Source organism: Pelagicoccus enzymogenes (assembly GCF_014803405.1).
Lineage (GTDB): Bacteria > Verrucomicrobiota > Verrucomicrobiia > Opitutales > Opitutaceae > Pelagicoccus > Pelagicoccus enzymogenes.
The window spans coordinates 262,556-286,961 of the sequence record NZ_JACYFG010000061.1 but is presented as its reverse complement, the minus strand read 5'-3'; the positions used below and the strand labels follow the sequence as shown (position 1 = coordinate 286,961).

Sequence of the window (24,406 nt, the reverse complement as noted above, 5' to 3'; positions counted from 1 at the left end):
TGAGCGGATTTCGTTCAAGCTGTCGCCGCATCTAGCCCAATGGCGGCGAGGCCCTCGGGGGTGATGATGCGGCCTTGGGCGGTGCGTTGCACCAGTCCACTTTGGATGAGGTAGGGCTCGTGGACTTCTTCGAGCGTGTGGCTCTCTTCTCCGACCGCTACGGCGAGGGTGGCGAGGCCGACGGGGCGGCTTTTGTAGGTCGTAGCCATGACGCGGAGGATGCGCTTGTCCATCTCGTCGAGTCCGCGGGCGTCGATCTCTAGGAGCTCGAGCGCGGCTTGGGCGCTGGCTTTGGTGATGGTGCCGTTGCCTTTTTCCTCGGCGTAGTCGCGCACGAAGTTGACGAGGTTGTTGGCGATGCGAGGAGTGCCGCGGGCGCGTCGGGCGATCTCAAGTCCACCGTCTCGCTCGACGGGTACCTTCAGGAGGTGGCAGGTGCGGGTGACGATTTTGAGAAGGTCCTCGGGGCCGTAGTAGTCGAGGCGGGTTTGCAGGGTGAAGCGAGAGCGTAGCGGAGCGGTGAGCAAGCCGTTGCGGGTTGTGGCGCCGACGAGGGTGAAGCGGGGGATGTTTAGGCGGACAGAGCGGGCGTTGGGCCCTTGGTCGATCATGATGTCGATGCAGTAGTCCTCCATGGCCGAGTAGAGGTACTCTTCGACAGTCTTGGGAATGCGGTGGATCTCGTCGATAAAGAGGATGTCGCCTTCTTCGAGGTTCGTCAGCATGCCGGCGAGGTCGCCGGCTTTTTCCACGACAGGGCCCGAGGTGATGCGCACGTTGCGGCCCATCTCGGCGCCGAGGATGAAGGAGAGGGAGGTTTTGCCCAGGCCGGGAGGGCCGGAGAGGAGGATGTGGTTGAGGGCTTCGCCGCGTTTCTTGGCGGCGCCAGCCATGATCTTCAGGCGTTCGACGGTTTTCTTCTGGCCCACGAACTCGTCGAAGGAGGGCGGGCGGAGCAGGGACTCGGTCTGGGTATTGAGTTGGTTGGAAAGGGCGCTGGCAAAGTAGTCGACGCCGGTATCGGTGGGTTCGGGCATTGGGAAGTCTTGATGTGTAGAGAATGAAGCGACGCTCCGGGAACACGGTGACGAGACGGTGTGAAAAGTGAAGAGCGATTTGCTCGGCGCATGAAAAAGCCCTGCAGCATGTGAGCTGCAGGGCTGAGTGTTAAAAGTTTGGCCGGTCCCTTATTTCTTGGAGGCTTCGCTTTCTTCGCGAGCGCGACGTCCGATCTCTCGAGCATCTGCATCGCCATTGGGATTGCTTCCTTCGCGGCGAGGGCGACGGGGGCGACGGCGACGACGTTGTCCGCCACCTTCCCCGCCTTCGCGGTTCTGGCGTTCGCCACGCTCTCCGCCTTCGCCGTCTTGGCGTGGCTTGCGGTTGCGTGGGCGGCGGCGACGGCGTTGTCCGCCCTCTCCACCTTCGCCATCTTGGCGATTGTTTGGTCCGCGGCGTCCGCGACCGCCGCGCTGGCGATTGCCGCCGCGGTTGCTGCGTTCTTGCTCCTTCTTTTCCTCTTCCTTGTCGCCGCCGGTGAAAAACGAGACGATTTTGGAGAGGAGGCCCTTTTTCTTGGCGGGTGCCTTCGGGCTGGAGTCTGCCGCGGAGCGTGGCTTGCGCTCGCGTTTGCTGTTGGAGCGTCCGTCGCGGGAGGGGCGGAACTCGTCCACCTTGACTTCGCGAGTTGCGTTGGAAGCGGGCTTGACGTTTCCGAATCGTTCGGGACGGTCGCTCTCTTCCGTGGCTGGCGCTTCTGCTGAAGCGGCGGCTTGCTCCGTGTCTTTTTTCGGGGAGCGTTCGCGAGGCTTTCGTTCGCGACGTTCTCCGCGCGAGCGATCGTTGCGGCGAGGGCGGCGTTCGCCGGACTCTTCGCGTGGTTCGCTCGGGGCTGGTCTCTTGTCGATCAGTTCCTCCGGCGCGGTGGCGCGGATGGGGAGGTCGTCCATTTCGATCTCCTCTTCTTCTTCGAAGCTACTGACAGAGCTGAGGTCTTTGACGTTAGGTCCGGTCTCGCCGGCCTTCTTTTTGCGGGTGCCGTATCGCAACGGCTTGTTGTCCGACGTAGGAGCAGCGGCGGGCTTCATCGCATCAACGATATGGAGTTCGTCTGCGAATTCCGCGACGGCATCGTTGGTAGCCTCCGGCTGCTTGGACGGAGTGTTGTTTTCTTCTGTTTGTGACATGTTGTTACTCATTGGTCAGTCGGGATTTAGTCATCGACTGAGCGTGCGACTCGCAGTGAGAGTTGCGGTGGACCGGGCGAGTCGTCGGCTGGGGTCCTGTTTATACCGCGGGAGAGGTACTTTACTATTGATTTGAAAAGTTCAAACTTAAACGCCTTGGGCCTTGCGTGGGGGGAGGAGCTCGGGCTAGCTAGCGGAACTTATGGATAAGCTTCAGCGGATTTTCGAAATGCAAGAAGAGCTCAACGCGCGTATCGGCGTGAACCTCAAGGACATCGACGAGGAGGAGCAGGCGAAGTGGGTGCTCAACTACTCTCGGGCGATGCAGCAGGAGATGGCTGAGCTTATCGACTCGGTGCCTTGGAAGTGGTGGGCGAAATACCAGACTTTTGACAAGCAGAACGCTCGCGTGGAGGTGATCGACCTCTTTCATTTCTTGATCTCGATGGCTCAGACGCTGGGGATGTCGGCGGACGACGTCTACGAGGCCTATGTGGCCAAGAACAAGGTAAACCACCAGCGTCAGGAGAGCGGCTACGCGAGCAAGGACGAGTCCGACTCGCGCCATATCTAGCGGATTTTTAGTCGGGTGATTACGTCTTGTGAAGTGTCTTGGGGGCGAGGTCCGGAACTCTGGGGAGCGGAGCGCTGACCAAGGGGATCGTTGTATGCCTTGGAGAGTAGCTAGAGTTTTCGTTGTTGCCTTAGCGGGAGCGCTTGCTTGGGGAGCGGCGTTTGCCCAGGACGAAGCGGCCGTCCCAGTGAGTAGGGAAGTTCCCCTCACGCAAGCGGTCGAGGAGGTGGAGCTCCGAAACCTGAGCGACACGTATTGGCTCAAGGGCAGTGCTCATCGGGCCTTGGCGGCGGGATTGTACGATTTGAGCTATGCCCTTGCGGTGAAGGCCAAGGCTTTGGAAGAAAAGGGGGCTGTTGATTTCGCGAACGAGCTGGTGATCGTGGACTCTCTTTTGGCGCGAACGCAATGGGTGGAGGCGCGTTCGCGTTTGGCTGAGCTGGCGTCTCGCGAGCGTTACCCTAAGCAGCGGGTGGACCTGAGGGAAGCGATGATCGCCTACGCCGAAGGTGACACCGAAGCGGCGGCTGAGAGCTTGTCGACTATCGTGCCTTCAAGCTTGGGAGTGGGCGATGCGGCGTGGTTTTGGTTCCTGCGAGGCTGGGTGACGCTTTTGGAAGGGGGCAGGGAGGATGCGGCGGAATTGTTCGAGTCGGCCCAGAACGTAGCGGCGGGCGCGTCGCCGGCGCTGGGCGCCCAGATCGGTTACCTCGTGTTCCGGAGCATGCTGGAGTCGCGCACCGCTTCGGCTCAGACCATACCCCAGTTGCAGAACGCCATGCTGGAGAATCAGGGCAGGGAGGTTCGTTTCCTTTACGCGCAGCAGTTGGCGGTTCTCTTGTACGACTCTGGGGATCGCGACGCGGCGATCGAGCTGATCGGGGAGAACCTTGCGGCCATTCCTGCGGGCATGGCTCGCGAGCGAGCCCAGTTTCGCTTGCTGGCGGTAATGGCGGCGGGCCTGGGCAGGGTTGAGGGGCGCCAGGCTATGAGCGATTTGATCGCTGCGAACGAGTTTCCGGATTTGATGAGTATCGCTTTGCAGCAAGCTTACAGCCAGGCGCGCTTGGAGGATGGCGTAGGGGGCAGCGAGATCCGGGCGATCCTGGATCGACTGATCGCTCGGGAGCGGGAGCATGCCTTGCTCGACCAAGCTTTGTACTATCGAGCTGTGTTCCGCTTTCTTGACGAGGAGTACCTGGGCGCGGAAGACGATGCGGCGGAGTTGCAGCGGAGGTTTCCGAGTTCTCCCTATCGTCGCGGTATGCTGGCCTTGCAGGCATCCTCCGCGTGGAACCGCTACCAGTACCGAAAGGCGGCCAATCGGCTCCAGCAGATGAGGACGGAATTCATCGATCTGCAGCGGGACTACCGATTGTCAGCCCTGATCGCCGATTGTTACCTGCGTGCGGGCTTGCAGTCGAACACGCGGGAGGACTTCCGCAATGCCGCCGAGGCGTATTCGACGGCCTTGACCAACGTGGCAACGGTGTCGCAGGGCGGTCCTTTGTTTTTTCAGCTGGTCTATTCTCGCTTGCGGGCGGGGCAGCTCGACTTGGCTTTGGAGGCGATCGACAGCGCTAGGTTGCGCGCCCTTGCTGGTTCGGAAATGGTTTGGCGAGTGCAGTGGATGGCGCTGAGGGAGATGCGTCGCGTCAACAGGGTGGCCGAAGCTTACGAGCGGGCCCAGCGGGCAGTGCTTGGCGAGTCTGAGGACCCGCTGCTGAAACTGCGTTTGCTGTGGTTGACGGCTCGCTTGTCAGCGGTCGCGGGAGACCCGGAGTACACGATCGATTGGGTGAACGAGATAGAGGCCTACGTGGCGAGCGAGGCCATGGCGGGAGCGGATCAGGACTTGTTGAACAAGGTTCTCGCGAGCAGCCTGCTCTCCCTGTCCGAATCGCACTTTGCCTTGGAGGAGCCGGAGGAGGCGGTGGCTTTGCTGGAGCGCTTGCGCAGGGATTACGCTGGCTACGAATCGGCGTTGCTTTCCTACATATCCCAGGCTCGCTACCTTTCAAACGTGAACCGTACGGTTGAGGCTCAGCAGTTGCTGGTGTCGCTGGCGGATGAGTATCCGCAGCATCGTCTGGCGCCGGTCGCTCTTTTCGAAGCCGCCCTGAATGCGGAGCAACGGGGGCAGGATACTTATCTGGACGAAGCGACTAAGCTGTTGCAGCGTATCGCGAGCGACTACCCGGAGTCGGACATCGTTTACCAGGCTCGCTTGATGCAGGCGGACCTTTTGCGTCGCCTGAACAAGTTTGGTTCGGCTGAGCAGATCTACTACTTGCTGGAAAACGAGTATGCGGACCATCGCTACCGATACCTTGCTCAGATGTCCATGGCTGACACGCTGCTCGCGCAGGCGGAGGAGGACCCGCGAAAGTTTGATGGGGCGGTTTCGCGTTTGGAGCTCTTGATGGATTTGCCGGAGGCTCCTTTGGACCTGCGGGTGGAAGCGGGGTACAAGCTAGGCCAAGCATGGCGGTCTCGCGGCGAAGCCCTGAAGGCGAAGCAGCTGTTTTGGCTGATCTACGACCAGATGCTGGTGGAAGCGTTGGGCATCAGGAAGCTGGGCAACAAGGGCCGGTACTGGGTTTCACGTTGCTTGTTCGGTTTGGCCGAGTTGGCCAAGGAAGAAGGGAAGGTAGACGAGGCTAACTCGTTTTATCTGAAGGTAATCGAACACCGCCTAAATGGGGTGGATCTGGCTCGAGCTCGTCTGGAAATCCTGGAGGCGGAGCGTCCGGTCCCTCTCCCGAATTAGATTGCTATGGAGTAGGGATTGGCCCGTTTTTTGGGGGAATATTGATATCGTTTCTTAGATGGAGTCGTTGCAGATAGAGTTGTTCGATACCTTCAGGCAGGGGGGGCTGGTTATGTGGCCTTTGTTTGCCTTGAGCCTAGTTGCCTTGGTCGTGTTCGTTGAGCGGCTGTTGTTTTTGCATCGAAACCAGATCCGCTCGAAGGAGTTTCTTTCGGGAATCGAGAATTCGTTGAGCAAGGGGCGTTTGATCGAGGCATTGACGATTTGCCAGGACACGCCGGGGCCGGCGGCTTCGATGGTGAAGGCTGGCTTGATGAGTTTTCGCGAGAGCAATGCGGAGATTCGCGAGGTGGTGAGAGAGGCTGCGGTGGTGGAGTTGGCTCCAGTGAAGCGCCGCGTGGGAGCGTTGTACGCGGTGGCGCAGGTGGCTCCCATCTTTGGCTTGTTGGGTACTGTGATCGGTATGATCGACAGTTTCATGCAGTACGAGCGGCAGGGCGTCTACGTGCATGCGGGGCACTTGGTGGGCGGCGGCTGGCAAGCCTTGATCAGCACGGCGACTGGCCTGGCCCTGGCGGCGGTCGCGATAATGGCCCATCATTTCCTGGTCGGACGTATTCGTACGGTCGTGCTGGAAATGGAATGGCTGGCCCAGGAGCTGGTTGTTATTTTCACCCGAGTCAAGAACGGACCGGATCCGGAGGATACGGATGCTTTCGAGGAGCGAGCAAAAGATGTTGAAGCTGGAAGCGGAACTGCCGAAGCGAGCTAAGCTGAGCTTTTGGCCTTTTCTCGATCTCTGCGTGATCGGGATGTTCTTCGTGCTCTTTAGCTCGAAGTTCGTGATGACGCCGGGAATTACCTTAGCTTTGCCTGAGGTGGAATCGTCCCAAGTCGCGATTTCTCCGGTCTATGAGGTGATTGCGGTCACTGAAGTGAAGGGGGAGGAAATGATCTTTTTCAAGGACAGCAAGTTCGACCTCGAGTCTCTCGAGAAGCATTTTGACCGTAGGGGTGCCCCGCAGGAAGGGGCTACTCTGTTGGTGAAAGCGGATGTCGCGGTGTCGATGCGGACGCTGAGCTTGCTGAGCGAATTGGCGATCAAGGCGGGTTATTCCAAGGTGCAGCTCGCAACGGAAGAGCGTCGGTCCCTGGGCGGAGCGTTTGGGGGAGGGCGATGAGGGAAAGGCGGACCTTTGGCCGCACCTTGCGTTGGACTTGGGCTTTGGCGGCGACGGTGTTGTTTCATGTTTCCTTGTACTGGGGGGTCGCCTTGACGCGGGACAGCGGCCAGAAGCTGCGCACGCGAGAGCGTCAGCATGTGGAGATCCAGTACTTGGATTCGCGCTCGACGGAGCAATCGGAGGTTTTGGCTCAGCGGATGAGTTTGTTCGACCCGCGTCCTTTGTTGCTGCCCACGCGGTGGAACAGCGCCAATGCGGTCAGCATGTCGGAGTTTTGGCAGGAGGAGTCGGAGATTTTTCCGGAGTTCACGCCAATGTTCGAATTGGAGGACGGCAACTATATCGACGATTTCGGGAACGTGCCTGCAAACTACGAGCAGCTGTCCATGGCTCAGGTCGATTTCGGATTCCACCCGTTCAGGGAATTGGGGCGGAACTTTGCTGAACGGAATTATCAGGAGGAGCGCGGAATGTCGATGGCGGTCCTCAGTCCGTCCAGCGGACGCGAGTTGAAGCGCATCTATATATATAATGATCGCGTACAGGCCCTAGATGCGCAGTGGCCGGACCGTCGCCCAGCCACGTTGCTCGCCACCGTGGAGGGCAGCTTCCAAGTGGGTGGACTGTCGGTGGTGCAGAGTTCCGGCTTCGATGAAGCGGACCGCGAAATTGGCTCGATCGCCTACGCTCATTTTCCCAAGTTGGGCCTTCTGGAAGATGGGGTTTACCTGCTGGAAATGGTGCCGTGAAATGCGGCCGAATTTTATTGATATTGTAGTTGACGGGCAAAATTGGCCTGCGCATGTTCTCACTTCTTTTTTTCAGATCCACTTCTCGGAGTGCCCTTGTAGCTCAGTCGGTAGAGCGCGTCCTTGGTAAGGACGAGGTCGGCGGTTCAAATCCGCTCGAGGGCTCCACTACGCGAACGATCGGTTTCATCGATGGGTCGAAATTTTCAACAGAAACCAATTTCAACACACCTAACTCATAAACAAAAATGGCTAAAGGAACCTTCGAAAGAACGAAACCACACGTAAATGTCGGCACGATCGGTCACGTTGACCACGGCAAAACTACGCTGACTACTTCTATCTTGTCAGTACAGGCCGGTAAGGGCCTCGCTGAAATCAAGAGCTACTCCGACATCGCAAAGGGTGGTACAGTTCGTGACGAGACTAAGGTTGTAACGATCTCCGTTGCTCACGTTGAGTACGAGTCCGACAAGCGTCACTACGCTCACGTTGACTGCCCAGGTCACGCTGACTTCGTCAAGAACATGATCACTGGTGCCGCTCAGATGGACGGCGCGATCCTCGTATGTTCCGCTTCTGATGGTCCTATGCCGCAGACTCGCGAGCACATCCTTCTCGCTCGTCAGGTTGGTGTACCTAAGATCGTTGTATTCCTCAACAAGTGCGACCTCATCGACGACGAAGAGCTTCTCGAGCTCGTCGAAATGGAAGTTCGCGAACTTCTCGACAAGTACGACTTCGACGGCGACGGCACGACTGTTGTTCGCGGTTCCGCTCTCCAAGCTCTCGAAGGCACTGACTTCGGTAAGGCTTGTATCCAAGAGCTCATGGACGCAATCGACAACGACATCCCAGAGCCAGAGCGTGAAGTTGATAAGCCATTCCTCATGTCCGTAGAGGACGTTTTCTCGATCACTGGTCGTGGTACCGTTGCTACTGGCCGTATCGAGCGTGGTGTGATCAAGGTAGGCGAAGAAATCGAAATCGTCGGTCTCAAGGACACTCAGAAGTCCACGGTTACTGGTGTTGAAATGTTCCGCAAGATGCTCGACCAAGGTCAAGCTGGCGACAATGTTGGTATCCTTCTTCGCGGTATTGACAAGGACGCTATCGAGCGTGGTCAAGTTCTCGCGAAGCCAGGTTCCATCACTCCTCACACCAAGGGTAAGGCTGAAATCTACGTTCTCTCCAAGGACGAAGGTGGCCGACACACTCCATTCTTCGATGGTTACCGTCCGCAGTTCTACTTCCGTACGACTGACGTAACAGGTGTTTGCAAGCTTCCAGAAGGTGTTGAAATGGTTATGCCAGGCGACAACATCTCTATCGAAGTTGACCTCACCAAGCCGATCGCGATGGAAGCAGGTCAGCGTTTCGCTATCCGTGAAGGTGGCCGCACTATCGGTGCTGGTCGTATCACTGCGATCATCGAGTAAGCTTTGGCTTAAGTTTTTATCTTTTGCCGGAGCCCATCCCCTGGGTTCCGGCGATTGTTTTTAGTTTTTTTTGGCATAGGGTAGTGGCTCAATTGGTAGAGCATCGGTCTCCAAAACCGAGGGTTGGGGGTTCGAGTCCCTCCTGCCCTGCCATCTTTTTAATCAAATGAAAAATCCGTTCCGCAGTATTCGCATATTCACAGGTGAGACGATCACGGAGCTCAAGAAGGCAAGCTGGCCTTCGTTTTCCGAGCTGCGCGAATCGACCTTTGTCGTACTTATTGCGATCGCAATCATGGGACTCTTCGTCGCGGTTGCGGATTTCTCTATAGCGAACGTCGTGAATCTCTTCACGAGCTGGATGCGCTAGTTCATCAAACTCGTCCCCACTGAAAAGATCCCATGTCTGAAACCAGCGCAAAAACCGGCGCCGCTTGGTACGTTATCCAAACTCTCTCCAACCAGGAGGGGAAGGTTAAGCGGTACCTGGACAAGTTCATCAAGGAAGACGAGATGGAGGAGTTCGTATTCGAAGTCCTCGTGCCGACCGAGACCGTTACGGAAGTAAAGAACGGAAAGAAGTCTCAGATCGTGCGCAAATTCTATCCAGGCTACGCTTTCATTCACATGCGTCTCTACGACGAGAATGGAAAGCTGCTCAACAAGCCTTGGTACTTCGTCCGCGAAACGGCGGGCGTTATCAATTTCGTAGGCGGAGACCGTCCAACGCCTCTCAAGAAAGCTGAGATCGACACGATCCTCAGCCAAGTGGAAGCCGCCACGGGCAAAGAAACACCAAAGGTACAGTTCGAGATCGGAGAAGAGGTCAAAATTACGGATGGCCCGTTCCTCAATCTCAATGGCCGCATCGACGAGATCGACCCGGAAAAGGGCAAGCTCAAGGTGTCGGTATCTATCTTTGGACGATTCACTCCAGTCGAGCTGGAGTATTGGCAAGTCGAACGCTTAACAAGCTAAACAAATGGCAAAGAAAGTCACAGGAACCATTCGCCTACAACTCCCTGCCGGCGGCGCCAATCCAGCGCCTCCAGTTGGTCCAGCCCTCGGTGCGGCTGGGGTCAACATCATGGCCTTCTGTAAGGAGTACAACGCGAAGACACAAGACAAGGCGGGTCTCATCCTTCCAGTCGTAATCACTGTCTATCAAGACAAGTCTTTCACCTTCATCCTGAAGTCCCCACCAGCTGCTGTCCTCCTCAAAAAGGCGGCCGGCTTGGCGAAGGGCTCTGGCGTGCCGAACCGCGACAAGGTTGGCAAGGTAACGAAGGCTCAGATTCTCGAGATCGTCGAAATGAAAAAGGCCGATCTCAACGCTTCGGATCCAGAAGCAGCGTCTCGTATTATCGAAGGTACGGCTCGCTCCATGGGTATCGAAGTAGAGGGCTAAATAATAAAATAACCTCAACGCGGGAGCCTAACGGCGTTCGCACCGCAAGGAGTACTAAATGGTAAAACTATCCAAAAAGTTTCGTGCAGCTGCAGAGGCCGCCGATCTTGGTAAAGAATACACGATTGCAGAAGCAGTCGACGCGCTCGCGAAGTTGCCCAAGGCAAAGTTCGATGAGACGATCGAAGTTTCCCTCAAGCTTGGAGTTGATCCTCGCAAGGGCGACGAAATGGTGCGTGGCACAGTAATGCTTCCGCACGGTAGCGGTAAGACTGTCCGCGTTCTCGCGTTCACCGCCGATGCTGAAGCGGCCAAAGCCGCTGGCGCCACAGAAGCAGGTCTCGAAGACATGATTGCCAAGGTTCAAGGCGGCTGGTTCGACTTCGACGTAGCTGTCGCGACTCCTGACGCGATGAAGGACGTACGTAAGATCGCTCGCGTTCTTGGACCGAAAGGTCTCATGCCGAATCCAAAGGCTGGCACTGTTTCCGACGATATCGCCAAAGCGATTCAGGAAGTAATGGCGGGTCGCGTTGAGTACAAGGTAGACAAGAACGCCTCCCTGGGCGTTGGCGTTGGCAAGCGTTCCTTCGGTACCGAAGAAGTCGTTGGTAACCTCACTGCAATCATGGAAGCGATCGGCAAGGCACGTCCTGCTGCTTTCAAGGGTCGCTACATCAAGAGCGCGTACATCTCCGCAACCCAGACTCCGAGCATCAAGCTCGCGAGCTCCGAGTACGCCAAGTACTAAAAACAGGAGGTTCAAATACCATGAGACCAGAAAAACAATTTCTCGTTGATGAAATCAACACTCACCTCGACAAGTCTGACTACCTGTTCCTCGCCGACTACGAGCGTTCCACGGTAATCGACATTGCTGAGCTCCGCGCTGAGCTGATCAAGGAAGAGGCAGAGTTCCACGTCGTAAAGAACAACATCCTCAAGGTTGCCGCTCGCGAACGCGGTTATCCGGAAATCGACGAACACCTCAACGGCCAGAATGCCATCGTTATCGGTGGCACCAATCCATCCGGTGTTGCCAAGGTCCTCACCAAGTTCTTCGACAAGAAGGACAAGATGGACGTTAAGGTGGGCATTCTCAGCTCCCAGCGTTTGGAGAAGGACGAGGTCGTGGCGCTATCAAAGTTGCCGAACATCGACGCGATGCGCGCTCAGCTCCTTGGATTGCTCAGCCAGCCTGCACAGAGCTTGGTATTCGTCCTCAATGGCGTGCCAACCGCGATGCTCAACGTACTTCAGGCCAAGGCCGACAAGGGCGAGTAGCCCTTTATTCAACCAACACATTTTCGAGGGCTTGGATGCCTTCGTCTTACAAAACCATAACACAAAGATACAGGCTAGGGCGACACGTCGTCTTAAAAGAGGAAGCCCTTTCCGAACTAGCCGATCAACACGAAGATGGCAGACATCACTAAAGAAGACGTAATCGAATGGCTCAGCGGCCAAACCGTACTCGACATCGCAGGTCTCGTTAAGGACCTCGAAGAAAAGTGGGGCGTTTCCGCTGCTGCTCCTGTAGCCGTTGCCGCAGCACCTGCTGGTGGCGAAGCTGCTGCTCCTGCTGAGGAAAAGACTGAGTTCGACGTAATCCTCGCCGCTGCTGGCGACAAGAAGATCAATGTGATCAAGGAAGTACGTGGAATCACAGGTCTCGGACTCAAGGAAGCAAAGGACCTCGTTGAAGGCGCGCCAAAGCCTGTTAAGGAAGGCGTTTCCAAGGAGGAAGCAGAAGAAGTCAAGTCCAAGCTCGAAGCTGCTGGCGCTAAGGTCGAAGTTAAGTAAGCCTTGTTGCACGCTGCTTTACACAGCTTTTTCTTTAAGACAGGCGCGTCTGATCGCGCCTGTCTTTCCTGCGTTTATTAGCCGGGGAGTAATCTAGTTCCTTTCACCCCGTTTTCATCAAGCCGACTCACCACATTTTCGCCCACATCTAGCACAGATTCACATGGCAGACCGTATCAACTTCGGAAAACTTAAGGACGTAATCACGCCGCCCAATCTGATCGAGATTCAGATCAATTCCTATCTCGACTTCCTGCAAAAGGACACCCCGATCTCGGAGCGTAAAAACGACGGATTGGAAGCCGTCTTCCGGGAAGTTTTCCCCATCGAGAGCTACGACGGACGCCTTGTGCTCGAGTTCGTATCCTACACTGTCGGCGACCCTAAGGCTACCGAGATCGAGTGTATCCGCGAGGGCATTACTTATTCCGTACCTCTTTACGTGAAGCTCCGCCTTCGCGAGGAAGACAACATCAAGGACGAAGAGATCTACATGGGAGAAATCCCCATGGTCTCCGCCCGTGGCTCCTTCATCATCAACGGCGCCGAGCGCGTAGTCGTTTCCCAGCTGCACCGCTCGCCTGGTATCGCGTACGAAGTTACTCCGCACACCAACGGCAAGCCGCTGCACGCCTTCCGCATCATCCCAGACCGCGGTACCTGGCTCGAAGTTCAGTTCGACAACAACGATCTGCTCTACGTTTATCTCGATCGCCGTCGCCGTCGTCGTAAGTTCCTCATCACTACTTTGCTCCGCGCTGTTGGCTACAGCTCCGACGTCGATATCCTCAAGCTTTTCTACAAGATCGAAGACTTGGGTACCTCCGAAGCGCTTGCTAAGGAAAACGTCTCCCAGTACGTGCTGGTTGAAGACGCAATCGACGCCGAAAAGGGTGTCGTCATCGCTCGCGCGTTCGAGCCGCTCACCAAGGCGATCGTTCGCGAGTTTGAAGGCCATGGCATCCCGACCTTGAAGGTCATCGACACCACCGTCGACGATGGCGCCATCGTTCGCGCTATGAAGAAGGACACCTCCCAAAACGAGGAAGAAGCCCTCAAGGAAATCTACAAGCGCCTCCGTCCGGGCGAGCCGCCTACGACTGCCAACGCCAAGGCTCTGCTCAAGCGTCTCTTCTTCGATCCCAAGCGCTACGACCTCGGTCGCGTGGGTCGCTACAAGATCAACCAGAAGCTGGAGATGGATACGGACGTTGAAGTTCGTACCTTGCAAGGCGAAGACATCGTTCTCGCTACCAAGTACCTCATCAAGCTCAAGGCTGGGGAGGGCTACCTCGACGATATCGACCACCTCGGTTCCCGTCGCGTCCGTACCGTTGGCGAGTTGCTCGCTAACCAGTGCCGTCTCGGCCTGGCTCGTACGGAGCGTCTCGTTCGCGAGCGCATGACTCTCTACGATCAAAGCGTCGATTCGATCACGCCTCAGAAGCTGATCAATCCAAAGGCTTTGACCACTGTGATCCGCGACTTCTTCGCCCGTTCGCAGCTGTCCCAGTTCATGGACCAAATCAACCCGCTTGCGGAGCTCACGCACAAGCGTCGTCTCTCCGCTCTCGGACCTGGTGGTTTGAACCGCGAACGCGCCGGTTTCGAAGTGCGTGACGTTCATCCATCGCACTACGGACGTATTTGCCCGATTGAGACGCCTGAAGGTCCAAACATCGGTCTTATCAACTCGCTATCCACTTACTCCCGCGTCAACGAGTTCGGCTTCATCGAAACGCCGTACCGTATTGTCGAGAACGGTCGCGTCACTGACGAGATCAAGTACCTCAACGCCGACATGGAAGAGGGCAAGATCATCGCTCAGGCGAACTCCGAGGTAGACGAAAACGGAAACTTCACTGGCAAGGTCACCGTGCGTCAGTCCGGCGAGTTCTTGGAAGTGGATCCGGACCAAGTCGACTTCATGGACGTATCCACGAAGCAGGTTGTATCCGTTGCGGCAGGACTCATTCCGTTCCTCGAGCACGACGACGCGAACCGCGCGCTCATGGGCTCGAACATGCAACGCCAAGGCGTTCCGCTGCTTCAAGCCGACTCCCCATTCGTGGGCACCGGTATCGAAGAGCGTGTTGCTCGTGACTCCAAGACCGTTTCCGTTTCCGACATCGACGGTATCGTCGCCTCGGTTGACGCGAAGCGCATCGTTATCTCCAAGGACGGCACGCTTCCCGCGAACTTCGAGCGTAAGCCTTACACAGATGTGAAGGCTGGCATCCACGTTTACGAACTGCGCAAGTTCATGCGTTCCAATGCCGGCACTTGCTTCAACCAGAAGCCAATCGTTTCCAAGGGACAGCCCATCAAGGCTGACCAGATCATCGCAGACGGACCTTGTACCCAGAACGGTGAGCTCGCGATCGGAAAGAATATCCTCGTGGCCTTCATGCCTTGGAATGGATACAACTTCGAGGACGCGATCCTGATCTCCGAGAAGGTTCTCAAGGACGACATCTACACTTCCATCCACATCTCCGAATTCGAAGTCACTGCTCGTGACACCAAGCTTGGACCGGAAGAAATCACACGCGATATTCCAAACGTGGGTGAAGAGGCTCTCAAGAACCTCAACCACGACGGTGTTATCCGCGTGGGCGCTGAAGTTAAGCCAGGCGATATCCTCGTGGGCAAGATCACGCCAAAGTCCGAAACCGAACTCGCTCCGGAAGAAAAGCTCCTCCGCGCGATCTTCGGCGAAAAGGCTGCGGACGTTAAGGATACCTCGCTCATCGTACCATCCGGTGTCGATGGCATCGTCATGGACGTTAAGGTTTCCAGCCGCCTCGACTACGAGCGCGAGCGCCTAAGCCCATCGGATCGTCGCCGTCAGGTGAAGCAGATCAACGAAGACTACAAGACGCAGATGGATAAGCTGCGCGAAGGTCTGACCGAAGCACTGTCTAACATCCTTCTCGGTGAAAAGATTCCTCTGGACGTGGTCAACGGCCAGAACGGCGAAATCATCATCCCTGCCAACCGCAAGATCACCAAGACGCTTCTCCGTAAGCTCGCTGCGGTTTCCAAGCACGTTGAGATCGATCCTTCTCCTGTCCGTATCAAGATCATGGAGATCATCGGTTCCTACCAGAGCAAGTTCGACGAGCTCGAAGGCGACCGTGAGCGCAAGACTGCCAACATCGAGTCCGGTGAAGATGCAGCCACTGGCGTGATCAAGCAGGTTAAGGTCTACGTTGCTACCAAGGAAAAGCTCAAGGTGGGTGACAAGATGGCGGGACGCCACGGTAACAAGGGTGTCGTCGCTAAGATCGTTCCAGAGGAAGATATGCCTTATCTTCCAGACGGTACTCCGATCCAGATCTGCTTGAACCCACTGGGTGTACCTTCCCGTATGAACGTTGGTCAGGTACTCGAAACGCACATGGGATGGGCCTGTAAGGTTCTCGGCATGAAGGTTTCGACTCCGGTCTTCGACGGTATTCCGGAAAAGGTCGTGCGTCAGCACTTGGCCGATGCCGGTCTTCCCACCACAGGTAAGTCCGCCGTTTACGACGGTCGTACCGGTGAGAAGTTGGACAACGAAGTGGTTGTTGGCTGGGTGTACATGCTCAAGCTCAATCACCTTGTCTCCCACAAGATCCACGCCCGTGCGGTTGGTCCGTACTCTCTCGTTACCCAGCAGCCACTCGGTGGTAAGGCCCAATACGGTGGTCAGCGCTTCGGGGAAATGGAAGTTTGGGCGCTCGAAGCTTACGGCGCGGCTTACACGCTGCAGGAGCTTCTCACGGTCAAGTCTGACGACGTTCAAGGCCGTACCAAAATCTACGAATCACTGGTCAAGGGCGACTCCACGCTGCAAGCGGGCACGCCGGAATCCTTCAACGTATTGATCAAGGAAATCCAATCCCTTGGTCTCGACGTGAAGCTGGGCCGCCAAAGCGAACTCGACTACAAGTAACCAACCAACCGACTGAGGATTTAATATAATGTCTACGCAAGAAGCCCAACAAGTGCTCAGCGCGGAACGTGAGTCGAATTTCGACTGCGTTACGATCAATGTCTCGTCACCGGAAATCATCCGTTCCTGGTCACGTGGCGAAGTCAAGAACCCGGAGACCATCAACTACCGTACTTTCAAGCCGGAGCCAGGCGGACTTTTCTGCCAACGCATCTTCGGTCCGGTACGCGACTACGAGTGTGCCTGCGGTAAGTATAAGCGAATCAAGTACAAGGGTGTCATCTGTGACCGTTGTGGCGTCGAGGTAACCGTATCTCGCGTCCGCCGTCAGCGCATGGGCCACATCGAGTTGGCAGTGCCTGTCACTCACATCTGGTTCCTCAAGAGCATGCCTTCGCGCCTCGGTCTCTTGCTCGATATGACTGCCCGCAGTCTCGAGCGCGTGATCTACTACGAAGCGTACATGGTCACCGACCCAGGCCGTACTCCACTCGAAGAGAAGCAGCTTCTCACTGATCAAGAGTACATCGAAGCGATGGCCGAATACGGCGACGATTCCTTCGTGGCCAAGATGGGTGCGGAAGCTCTCCGTGATGTTCTCGTGAATACAGACCTTGAGGTCACCGTACTTGAACTTCAGGAAGCGATGCGCTCCACCAAGTCCAAGCAGATCAAGAAGAAGTTGGCGAAGCGCTTGAAGGTTATCCAAGGCTTCATCAAGTCCTCTTCTCGTCCTGAGTGGATGGTGCTTGAAGTGCTGCCGGTTATCCCACCAGACCTTCGTCCGCTCGTACCACTCGAAGGTGGCCGCTTCGCGACCTCCGACCTTAACGACCTTTACCGCCGCGTCATCAACCGTAACAACCGCCTCAAGAACTTGATGCAGTTGAAGACGCCGGACGTGATCATCCACAACGAAAAGCGCATGCTGCAGGAAGCGGTGGACGCGCTCTTCGACAATGGTCGTCACGGCCGTCCGGTTACCGGTGCTGGCAACCGTCCGCTCAAGTCACTCAGCGACATGCTCAAGGGCAAGCAGGGCCGTTTCCGTCAGAACCTTCTTGGTAAGCGCGTCGACTACTCCGGTCGTTCCGTTATCGTTATCGGTCCTGAGCTGAAGCTGAACCAGTGCGGTCTTCCCAAGAAGATGGCTCTCGTTCTCTTCGAGCCGTTTATCATCCGTCGCCTCAAGGAGCTCGGCTTCGTACACACGGTCCGTGGCGCTCGCCGCATGATCGAGAAGCGCTCTCCTGAAGTTTGGGATATCTTGGAAGAAGTTACCAAGGGGCACCCCGTTCTTCTAAACCGCGCGCCAACCCTTCACCGTCTCTCGATCCAGGCTTTTGAGCCAACACTGATCGAAGGTGAAGCGATCCGCGTTCACCCGCTTGTTTGTACTGCGTACAACGCTGACTTCGACGGTGACCAAATGGCGGTGCACGTGCCTCTCTCGCTCGAAGCGACGCTCGAGTGTAAGATGCTCATGATGGCCACAGGGAACATCTTCTCGCCTTCCAGCGGTAAGCCAATCCTTACGCCTTCGCAGGACGTCATCCTCGGTTCTTACTACCTGACCATCAACCCGCGTCAGAGCTTCGAAGAACTCGACCGCATCCCGCTGGTTGGCAACAAGACGGAAGCGATCTTTGCCAACCTCGACGGCGCTCTGCACACCCACGACTGGGTACGCATCCCGAATCCGGACTACGGTCGCGAAACGACCTTCGGCAATTCTGACCAGAAGACTATCGTCACTACGGTTGGTCGTATCCGCTACAGCGAAATTTGGCCAAACGATCTCGGCTTCATCAACTTCCAAGTCGGCAAGAAGGAGCTCGGCGACGTCATCAACAACACCTATAAGGTGGCTGGTCCGGAAGCGACCGTTGATTCGCTCGACAAGCTCAAGAAGCTCGGCTTCGACGTTGCGACCATGGCCGGTATCTCCATCGGTATCGACGACATGATCATCCCGGATGAGAAGGTCGACATCGTGGATCGCGCCTTCAAGAAGATCTCCGACGTCGATGGCCAGTACCAAAAGGGTATCATCACCGCAGGCGAGCGCTACAACAAGATCATCGACATCTGGACTGTTGCGACCGACGAAATCAAGCAGGCCGTATTCGTCCAGCTGAAGACCAACGGCGGCAAGCCAGGCGTAAACCCAGTTTACGTGATGATGGACTCCGGTGCTCGTGGTAACCCGAACCAGGTACGTCAGCTTTGTGGTACTCGTGGTTTGATGGCTAAGCCATCCGGCGAAATCATCGAGCGTCCGATCCTCTCGTCCTTCCGTGAAGGTCTTACCGTTCTTGAATACTTCATCTCCACTCACGGCGCTCGTAAGGGTCTCGCGGATACAGCTCTCAAGACGGCTGACGCGGGTTACCTCACTCGTAAGCTCTGTGACGTCGCGATGGACGTTATCATCACGGAAGAGGACTGCGGAACGCGCGAAGGTATCTGGAAGAAGGCGATCTTCGAAGGTGACGACGAAATCGTTGGCCTCCGCGAGCGTATCGAAGGCCGTTGCTCTTGCGACGACGTCTACAACCCAATCCAGCCAGACGAGCTGGTTGTTGGTTCGGGCGAGCTCATCACTGAGCAGGTTGCCAAGCGTATCGAAGAACTCGGTATCGAGCGCCTCAAGGTCATGTCTCCTCTGACTTCGACTGCTGCATACGGCATCGACGCCAAGTCCTACGGTATCAACCCTGCGTCCAACGACGTTGCGAAGATCGGCGACTCCGTTGGTATCATCGCGGCCCAGTCGATCGGTGAGCCAGGTACCCAGTTGACCATGCGTACCTTCCACATCGGTGGTATCGCGTCCTCGGTCGTTACCGATCCACGCATCTCGGTTCGTAACGGAGGTACCGTCAAGTACCGCGGTCTACGTCTCGTGGAGATCGCTCCAGGCGTGAGCGTTGTACTCAACAAGACCGGTTCGGTTCAGATTGTCGACGCTACTGGCCGTGAGCTCGAAGCTTACGACATCGTAGTTGGTTCGCTACTACGCGTACCGGATGGCGGCGAAATCGAAGCAGGTCAGCTCCTCGCAGAGTGGGACCCTTACAACATCCCGGTTCTTTCCGAAAAGCCAGGTGTGATTGGATTCCGCGACATGATCCCCGGTGTTACCATCAAGAAGGAACTCGACGAGTCCTCTGGTCGTATCGCCATCGTGGTCATCGAGCACAAGGAAGACTTGAACCCATCTGTTGAGGTCAAGGACGCATCCGGCAAGGTTCAGGCGGTCTACAGCATTCCGACCGGTGCTCAGGTAGCGGTCACCGAAGGCGACGAGATCGCTCAAGGTGCCTTGCTCGCGAAGACGCCACGTCAGGCTTCCAAGACCAAGGACATCACTGGTGGTCTTCCCCGCGTTGCCGAGCTCTTCGAAGCTCGTCGTCCGAAGGAAGCAGCCGAAATGGCCCGTATCGACGGTGTCGTTTCTCTCGGTGGTACGGTTCGTTCCAAGCGCAAGCTCATCGTCACCGACGAAGAGTCCGGCGAAGCGGAAGAGCACCTCATCCCACACGCCAAGCAGATCATCGTCCAGGTCGGAGACGTCGTGCACAAGGGGCAGCACCTCACTGAAGGTTCCGCTGACCCGCACGAAATCCTCGATATCCTTGGACCAGCCCGTTTGTACGAGTTCCTCATCAACGAAGTACAAGAGGTCTACCGCTTGCAGGGTGTTACCATCAACGACAAGCACATCGAGCTCATCATCCGCCAGATGCTCCGCAAGGTTCGTATCACCGATCCAGGCGATACCGAGTTCTTCTGGGGCGAGCAGATCGAGCGCACGACCTTCTTGCGTGAGAACAACGAAATCATCGAAGCGGGTGGTAAGCCTGCCGAAGCTGAGCCCGTTCTTCTCGGTATCACCAAGGCGTCTATCGAAACAGAGTCCTTCATCTCCGCGGCTTCCTTCCAGGAAACCACCCGCGTACTCACGGATGCATCGACCCTGTCCAAGATCGACAAGCTGCACGGCTTCAAGGAGAACGTTATCATGGGTCACTTGATCCCAGCCGGTACCGGACTCCGCAACTACCGCGACCTCCGCATCACGCTTCCCTTTGGCGGCAACATCGAGGACAACGTAGAGCCAGAAGGAATCACTGCCGAAGTGGGACCAGCGAATCCAGAAGCTCCAACGGCTACGCCGGAAGCTGGATAAGCGATCCGCTCAGATAAACTTTAGCCAAGCCCGCATCCCGCCAAGGGATGCGGGCTTTTTCGTGCTGGGGCCTAGGATTAAAGGTGGGCCGGCCGCTCCGCGGGCGGCAGATTTTCGAGTGCTGCTTTCTTACCGCTCGCGGAGCGACCGATCCACCTGGGAGGTTAGATTTAGTCAGCAAACATCTCGTTAGTGGATTGGTGCTCGGGTGCGTCTCTTGGACTTGCCAAATCGGCTTCTTTTTCGTCTTTTGCGATTCTCGTTCTGGAGCTTGAGGCACCGGGCACCCCCAAATGAAAACAACACTCTTCTTCGCGGCGATTTTCGCCTGTGTCGTATCGGTCTCAGCTCAGAGGGAACTAGACTCGCTTCCAAAGGAACGCCCGGCCAAGCGTGACGCTTTTTCGCGCAGCTTGCCGCTGCCGATCCGCATCCCCGGAGAGTTTGGAAAGCTTTCAGCGGTGCTTTTGTCTGCCAACGAAATGGTGCACTTCCATCCGGAGCTTTTTGCGACCTTGGTGGGGCACATTTCGGAGCGCGCTCCCGTGGTGGCGATCGTAGCGGGGCCGGAGCAGATCCTGAATGGTCGCGAAGCCTTGGAAGAGGCGGGAGTGGATCGTGACCGAGTACACTTCTTGGTGCATCAACTGGACTCGATGTGGATCCGCGATTTTGGTCCCATCTTTATACGCCGATCGGACGGCAGCGGGGCCATTGTCGACACCTACTATTCTGCCCGTGACGAACTTGGTTCCCGTCCGCTCGACGACCAGTTCCCACTCGTGCTCGCAAATGCTCTGGGCGTACAATGTTCCTATGTACCAATTGCAATGGAAGGGGGGAATTTGGTGCACAATGGTAACGGGCTCGGGGTTTCGTCGATGAAATTGATCGAACGCAACCGCTTCCGGAATTTTAGCGGCGATGAGTTTACGGGGCTCATGAACACTTACTTTTCCCTGAAAACCTTAACCTTTGTTCCTTCGATTCCAGGGGAGCAAACGGGTCACGCGGACATGTTTATGACCTTCTTGAATCCCAAGACAGTTGTAATCGCTAAAGCACTGGAGGAAGAGACCGAGCAAGTGCGTAGTCATATCGAACGCGCCGCCCAGCTCGTCAGCGAACAATTAGTGGATGGGCAACCTGTCCAAGTGCATCGAATCCCCCTGCCGCCCCGGAAAGAAGGCTCTTGGCGTTCCTACACCAACGTTTTTTACGTCAATGGGCTGATGTTGGTTCCCAGCTATTCGGACGTAGATCCGAAGATGGAAGAAGAGGTTTTTGCAACCTACCGAAAGCTGCTTCCCAAATGGGACGTCGTGCCAATCCCAGCGGACGATTTAATCGAGACGGGCGGTTTCTTGCATTGCCTGACTTTAGGGATCCCGCACTTCATCGATCCCAACGGTTTGCTCGAGTTTACGGAATAGCTGCAAGCGGCTGCGGGCGACTTGGCTCGGCGCTTGCTGGCGGAAGCCTGTGTTACGTTTCGCTTTTCGGTTGGACAGAGCCGGCTGCTCGGTCCTATACGCGTGGTGTTTTTAGAACGTCCCGCAGCGGGGCGTGATTCGCTATTTCCAACCCATTTTGATCATGAAGAACAAGGCACTGATTGCTGGAATCCTTATCGCCATTCTCAATGGCCTGCTTTTCGTTCCAGGCTTTGAAGTTTACGGAACCTATCTGGTGGCTATGGCCTTGGCTTTGGCGCTATGGCTCGTCCTCAAGGCCCTCACGGCGCCTGACTATCTGCCAAGCGTGGAAGCTTCTGAACCTGTCCGCGCTGCGGAATCTTCCGCTGCTCCTCCAGCGCCTAAGAACGCTGCGGAGGCAGAGGTCATCGCGGTGCTGTCCGCGTTGCAGAACAAGGGGCGTCTCGTCGACTTCCTGATGGATGACATCAGCAAGTACAGCGATGCCCAAGTCGGCGCGGCGGCTCGTGTGGTACATCAGGGCTGCAAGGGGGCATTTGGCGAGATGTTTACGGTTGAGCCAGTTGTGAAAGCAGCGGAAGGGAGCAAGATAGACGTACCGCCGAACGGAGGGGAGCTCTACCGCTTATCTGGATCCGTTTCGGGTGAAGGTCCGCACTCTGGGGTGCTCGTGCACAAAGGTTGGAGGGTTTCGAACGTGAATCTTCCACGCGTCTTGAAGGTAGAGGAAGGCAAGTTGCCTCCGATCGCTCCGGCACAGGTCGAGATAAAGTAAGGGGATTTGGGTACGAGAGGTAGGAGCGAGCTTGCTCGCGAATGAAATGTAGGATTTCGCGAGCAAGCTCGCTCCTACGAGGATTCGGAATCATGGAAAAGAAATTTGTCTTAGGAATCGATCTGGGCACCAGCAACAGCGCGGTGACCCTGTGCGATCTGGAGAGCGGCGAGAGCCGCGTGGTAGAGGTGACGCAAATCTTGGCGCCAAACCAAGTCGGGGAACGCAAGTCGCTTCCTTCGGCGGTCTATTTGCCGAGCGAAAGCGAATTTTCCGCAGAGGCGATTTCGCTGCCTTGGGAGTCTTCGGATCGTAACCAAATTGTGGGTACCTTCGCTCGAGAACATGGAGCTCAGGTGCCGGATCGTTTGGTGACTTCGGCGAAGTCGTGGCTGTCCAATCCGCACGTGGATCCGCAATCGCCGGTGCTGCCATGGAATTCGGAAATCGGCGAGCAAAAGCTGTCGGCAGTCGAGGCTTCGCGCCGCTACCTCGAGCACTTGAAAAACGGCGTGCTTTACGCGGAGCGATTGGAAGGACGAGAGTGGAACTTAGGGGAAGGGCAAGTCGTGCTGACTGTACCTGCTTCCTTTGACGAGGTCGCTCGCAAGCTCACTTCTGACGCGGCCGCTGCGGCAGGTTTGCCTGAGCCGATTCTGTTGGAAGAGCCGCAAGCGGCCTTCTACGCCTGGACCGATAAGGTGGGCAACGAGTGGCGCAAGCAGGTTCAGGCCGGCGATGTGATTCTCGTGTGCGACGTAGGTGGCGGTACGGCAGACTTTAGCTTGATCGCGGTGAGCGAAGAGCAGGGTAACCTTGCGGTGGAACGTATCGCGGTCGGTGAGCATATCCTGCTGGGCGGCGACAACATGGACTTAGCTCTCGCCTATGCCTTGCAAGCCCAGCTCGAGGACGAAGGCACTGAGATCGATGATTGGCAGTTTCTTGCTCTGGTGCACGGAGCGAGCCAAGCCAAGGCGAAGCTCTTTGAGGATGGCAGCTTGACGGAGCTTCCGATTTCGGTGCCGTCTCGCGGATCGAGCCTCTTCGCAGGGACTGTATCCACTACGCTGACACGCGAGACCTTGAATGCTGTCGTGGTCGATGGCTTCTTTGCTCTAAGCGGTCCTACCGAAATGCCCGAGGAAGACGGAGGCGCAGCCCTGCAGGAATTTGGTCTGCCCTATGCGGCGGACGCGGTGGTAAGCAAGCACTTGGCCCGCTTTCTCGCTCGCAGCCTGCAGAACGTGAAAGGGAGCGAAAGCTTGTCGGCATTGATTGCCAATCCGGAGCAGGCCTTGGCGGGAGAGTTGCTCAAACCGACTGCGGTCTTGTTCAATGGAGGGGTTTTCAAGGCAGACTCGATTCGTGCCCGCGTGATGGAACTATTGGCCTCTTGGTGCGAAGTCGCCCCGCGTGAGCTGCAAGGCTTTCAGCCTGATCTGGCGGTGGCCAAGGGGGCGGCAAGTTATGGCCGCAATCGCGTGACCGGTCAGGGAATTCGGATACGGGCGGGCACGGCGCGTTCGTATTACTTGGGACTAGAATCTTCGCGTCCAGCGGTACCCGGCTTCAAGCCACCCATCAAGGCGGTTTGTGTTGTTCCGCAGGGCATGGAAGAGGGGACCTCCCATACGCTGGAAGGGCGGACGTTCGGTTTGGTTACGGGTAAGCCAGCGGTTTTCCGTTTCTTCGCGTCGGAGATCCGTGGAGGCGATCAGCCGGGAGACCTGGTGAACAAGGCGGACAAGGTCTTGGAGGAAACGAGCAAGCTGGAAATCACGCTTCCCCCGATGGAAGCGTTTCCGGAAGGCCAACCGATTCCCGTTTTCTTGAACTCGGTGGTTACGGAGTTGGGAAGCTTGGAGCTTTGGATGCAGCACGTGGACTCCGATCGAAAGTGGAAAGTGGAATTCCAAGTCCGCATGGACTGATGGATTGTTCTGCCCACGA

General features: G+C 56.7%; 19 protein-coding genes and 2 tRNA genes. 19 read left to right on the top strand and 2 right to left on the bottom strand.

Annotation, left to right across the window (positions count from 1 at the left end):
* Nucleotides 1–14: 14 nt before the first annotated feature.
* Nucleotides 15–1,037 carry a Holliday junction branch migration DNA helicase RuvB gene (gene ruvB, locus IEN85_RS24030; RefSeq protein ID WP_191619660.1) on the bottom strand — a complete coding sequence of 341 codons (1,023 nt, stop codon included), beginning with the start codon at nt 1,035–1,037 and terminating at the stop codon, nt 15–17.
* A gap of 150 nt (nt 1,038–1,187) precedes the next feature.
* Complete coding sequence (locus IEN85_RS24025; protein ID WP_191619659.1) at nt 1,188–2,186, bottom strand: hypothetical protein; 999 nt, start codon at nt 2,184–2,186, stop codon at nt 1,188–1,190.
* 202 nt (nt 2,187–2,388) lie between these two features.
* On the opposite strand from IEN85_RS24025, the gene IEN85_RS24020 reads away from it, so the two are divergent.
* The 19 genes from IEN85_RS24020 to IEN85_RS23930 all read left to right on the top strand — a co-directional run bounded on the left by IEN85_RS24020 (nt 2,389) and on the right by IEN85_RS23930 (nt 24,387).
* The gene (locus tag IEN85_RS24020; protein WP_191619658.1) at nt 2,389–2,760 is read left to right on the top strand and encodes a dUTPase; all 372 of its coding nucleotides are present in this window, start codon (nt 2,389–2,391) and stop codon (nt 2,758–2,760) included.
* Between the two features lie 94 nt (nt 2,761–2,854).
* Nucleotides 2,855–5,530 (top strand): tetratricopeptide repeat protein, encoded by a 2,676-nt coding sequence (locus tag IEN85_RS24015; protein ID WP_191619657.1) that lies wholly within the window; start codon nt 2,855–2,857, stop codon nt 5,528–5,530.
* A gap of 112 nt (nt 5,531–5,642) precedes the next feature.
* Complete coding sequence (locus IEN85_RS24010; protein WP_191619656.1) at nt 5,643–6,302, top strand: MotA/TolQ/ExbB proton channel family protein; 660 nt, start codon at nt 5,643–5,645, stop codon at nt 6,300–6,302.
* Nucleotides 6,265–6,711 (top strand): ExbD/TolR family protein, encoded by a 447-nt coding sequence (locus IEN85_RS24005; RefSeq protein WP_191619655.1) that lies wholly within the window; start codon nt 6,265–6,267, stop codon nt 6,709–6,711. The genes IEN85_RS24010 and IEN85_RS24005 overlap by 38 nt, the downstream gene beginning before the upstream one ends.
* Nucleotides 6,708–7,463: a hypothetical protein gene (locus IEN85_RS24000; RefSeq protein WP_191619654.1), complete on the top strand. Its 756-nt coding sequence runs from the start codon at nt 6,708–6,710 to the stop codon at nt 7,461–7,463. The genes IEN85_RS24005 and IEN85_RS24000 overlap by 4 nt, the downstream gene beginning before the upstream one ends.
* Before the next feature lie 92 nt (nt 7,464–7,555).
* Nucleotides 7,556–7,631: transfer RNA gene (locus IEN85_RS23995), tRNA-Thr, on the top strand.
* A gap of 80 nt (nt 7,632–7,711) precedes the next feature.
* Nucleotides 7,712–8,902: an elongation factor Tu gene (tuf, locus tag IEN85_RS23990; protein ID WP_191619653.1), complete on the top strand. Its 1,191-nt coding sequence runs from the start codon at nt 7,712–7,714 to the stop codon at nt 8,900–8,902.
* Nucleotides 8,903–8,979: 77 nt separating this feature from the next.
* Nucleotides 8,980–9,055: transfer RNA gene (locus tag IEN85_RS23985), tRNA-Trp, on the top strand.
* A gap of 13 nt (nt 9,056–9,068) precedes the next feature.
* A complete protein-coding gene (gene secE / locus IEN85_RS23980; protein WP_191619652.1) occupies nt 9,069–9,272 on the top strand; it encodes a preprotein translocase subunit SecE in 204 nt (67 codons plus the stop codon).
* Nucleotides 9,273–9,304: 32 nt separating this feature from the next.
* Nucleotides 9,305–9,880 carry a transcription termination/antitermination protein NusG gene (nusG, locus tag IEN85_RS23975; RefSeq protein WP_191619651.1) on the top strand — a complete coding sequence of 192 codons (576 nt, stop codon included), beginning with the start codon at nt 9,305–9,307 and terminating at the stop codon, nt 9,878–9,880.
* A gap of 4 nt (nt 9,881–9,884) precedes the next feature.
* Nucleotides 9,885–10,310 (top strand): 50S ribosomal protein L11, encoded by a 426-nt coding sequence (rplK, locus tag IEN85_RS23970; RefSeq protein ID WP_191619650.1) that lies wholly within the window; start codon nt 9,885–9,887, stop codon nt 10,308–10,310.
* Between the two features lie 58 nt (nt 10,311–10,368).
* Entirely contained in the window at nt 10,369–11,061 is a 693-nt protein-coding gene (rplA, locus tag IEN85_RS23965) for a 50S ribosomal protein L1 (RefSeq protein WP_191619649.1), read from the top strand.
* A 20-nt stretch (nt 11,062–11,081) separates the two neighbouring features.
* Nucleotides 11,082–11,594, top strand: coding sequence for a 50S ribosomal protein L10 (gene rplJ / locus IEN85_RS23960; RefSeq protein WP_191619648.1), 513 nt, complete (start codon nt 11,082–11,084; stop codon nt 11,592–11,594).
* A gap of 135 nt (nt 11,595–11,729) precedes the next feature.
* Complete coding sequence (gene rplL / locus IEN85_RS23955) at nt 11,730–12,113, top strand: 50S ribosomal protein L7/L12 (RefSeq protein ID WP_191619647.1); 384 nt, start codon at nt 11,730–11,732, stop codon at nt 12,111–12,113.
* A gap of 163 nt (nt 12,114–12,276) precedes the next feature.
* Nucleotides 12,277–16,050, top strand: a complete 3,774-nt coding sequence (gene rpoB / locus IEN85_RS23950; RefSeq protein ID WP_191619646.1) for a DNA-directed RNA polymerase subunit beta — start codon at nt 12,277–12,279, stop codon at nt 16,048–16,050.
* 28 nt (nt 16,051–16,078) lie between these two features.
* Nucleotides 16,079–20,242 carry a DNA-directed RNA polymerase subunit beta' gene (gene rpoC / locus IEN85_RS23945; protein ID WP_191619645.1) on the top strand — a complete coding sequence of 1,388 codons (4,164 nt, stop codon included), beginning with the start codon at nt 16,079–16,081 and terminating at the stop codon, nt 20,240–20,242.
* Nucleotides 20,243–20,535: 293 nt separating this feature from the next.
* Nucleotides 20,536–21,675: an agmatine deiminase family protein gene (locus IEN85_RS23940; RefSeq protein ID WP_191619644.1), complete on the top strand. Its 1,140-nt coding sequence runs from the start codon at nt 20,536–20,538 to the stop codon at nt 21,673–21,675.
* Between the two features lie 163 nt (nt 21,676–21,838).
* Nucleotides 21,839–22,453, top strand: coding sequence for a DUF2760 domain-containing protein (locus tag IEN85_RS23935; protein WP_224772915.1), 615 nt, complete (start codon nt 21,839–21,841; stop codon nt 22,451–22,453).
* Nucleotides 22,454–22,545: 92 nt separating this feature from the next.
* The gene (locus tag IEN85_RS23930) at nt 22,546–24,387 is read left to right on the top strand and encodes an Hsp70 family protein (RefSeq protein WP_191619643.1); all 1,842 of its coding nucleotides are present in this window, start codon (nt 22,546–22,548) and stop codon (nt 24,385–24,387) included.
* The last annotated feature ends 19 nt before the right edge of the window (nt 24,388–24,406 follow it).

Bases quoted from the DNA above. Each gene is read 5' to 3' on its own strand.
- ruvB (WP_191619660.1), bottom strand. From the start codon at position 1,037: ATGCCCGAACCCACCGATACCGGCGTCGACTACTTTGCCAGCGCCCTT.
- IEN85_RS24025 (WP_191619659.1), bottom strand. From the start codon at position 2,186: ATGTCACAAACAGAAGAAAACAACACTCCGTCCAAGCAGCCGGAGGCT.
- IEN85_RS24020 (WP_191619658.1), top strand. From the start codon at position 2,389: ATGGATAAGCTTCAGCGGATTTTCGAAATGCAAGAAGAGCTCAACGCG.
- IEN85_RS24015 (WP_191619657.1), top strand. From the start codon at position 2,855: ATGCCTTGGAGAGTAGCTAGAGTTTTCGTTGTTGCCTTAGCGGGAGCG.
- IEN85_RS24010 (WP_191619656.1), top strand. From the start codon at position 5,643: ATGTGGCCTTTGTTTGCCTTGAGCCTAGTTGCCTTGGTCGTGTTCGTT.
- IEN85_RS24005 (WP_191619655.1), top strand. From the start codon at position 6,265: ATGTTGAAGCTGGAAGCGGAACTGCCGAAGCGAGCTAAGCTGAGCTTT.
- IEN85_RS24000 (WP_191619654.1), top strand. From the start codon at position 6,708: ATGAGGGAAAGGCGGACCTTTGGCCGCACCTTGCGTTGGACTTGGGCT.
- tuf (WP_191619653.1), top strand. From the start codon at position 7,712: ATGGCTAAAGGAACCTTCGAAAGAACGAAACCACACGTAAATGTCGGC.
- secE (WP_191619652.1), top strand. From the start codon at position 9,069: ATGAAAAATCCGTTCCGCAGTATTCGCATATTCACAGGTGAGACGATC.
- nusG (WP_191619651.1), top strand. From the start codon at position 9,305: ATGTCTGAAACCAGCGCAAAAACCGGCGCCGCTTGGTACGTTATCCAA.
- rplK (WP_191619650.1), top strand. From the start codon at position 9,885: ATGGCAAAGAAAGTCACAGGAACCATTCGCCTACAACTCCCTGCCGGC.
- rplA (WP_191619649.1), top strand. From the start codon at position 10,369: ATGGTAAAACTATCCAAAAAGTTTCGTGCAGCTGCAGAGGCCGCCGAT.
- rplJ (WP_191619648.1), top strand. From the start codon at position 11,082: ATGAGACCAGAAAAACAATTTCTCGTTGATGAAATCAACACTCACCTC.
- rplL (WP_191619647.1), top strand. From the start codon at position 11,730: ATGGCAGACATCACTAAAGAAGACGTAATCGAATGGCTCAGCGGCCAA.
- rpoB (WP_191619646.1), top strand. From the start codon at position 12,277: ATGGCAGACCGTATCAACTTCGGAAAACTTAAGGACGTAATCACGCCG.
- rpoC (WP_191619645.1), top strand. From the start codon at position 16,079: ATGTCTACGCAAGAAGCCCAACAAGTGCTCAGCGCGGAACGTGAGTCG.
- IEN85_RS23940 (WP_191619644.1), top strand. From the start codon at position 20,536: ATGAAAACAACACTCTTCTTCGCGGCGATTTTCGCCTGTGTCGTATCG.
- IEN85_RS23935 (WP_224772915.1), top strand. From the start codon at position 21,839: ATGAAGAACAAGGCACTGATTGCTGGAATCCTTATCGCCATTCTCAAT.
- IEN85_RS23930 (WP_191619643.1), top strand. From the start codon at position 22,546: ATGGAAAAGAAATTTGTCTTAGGAATCGATCTGGGCACCAGCAACAGC.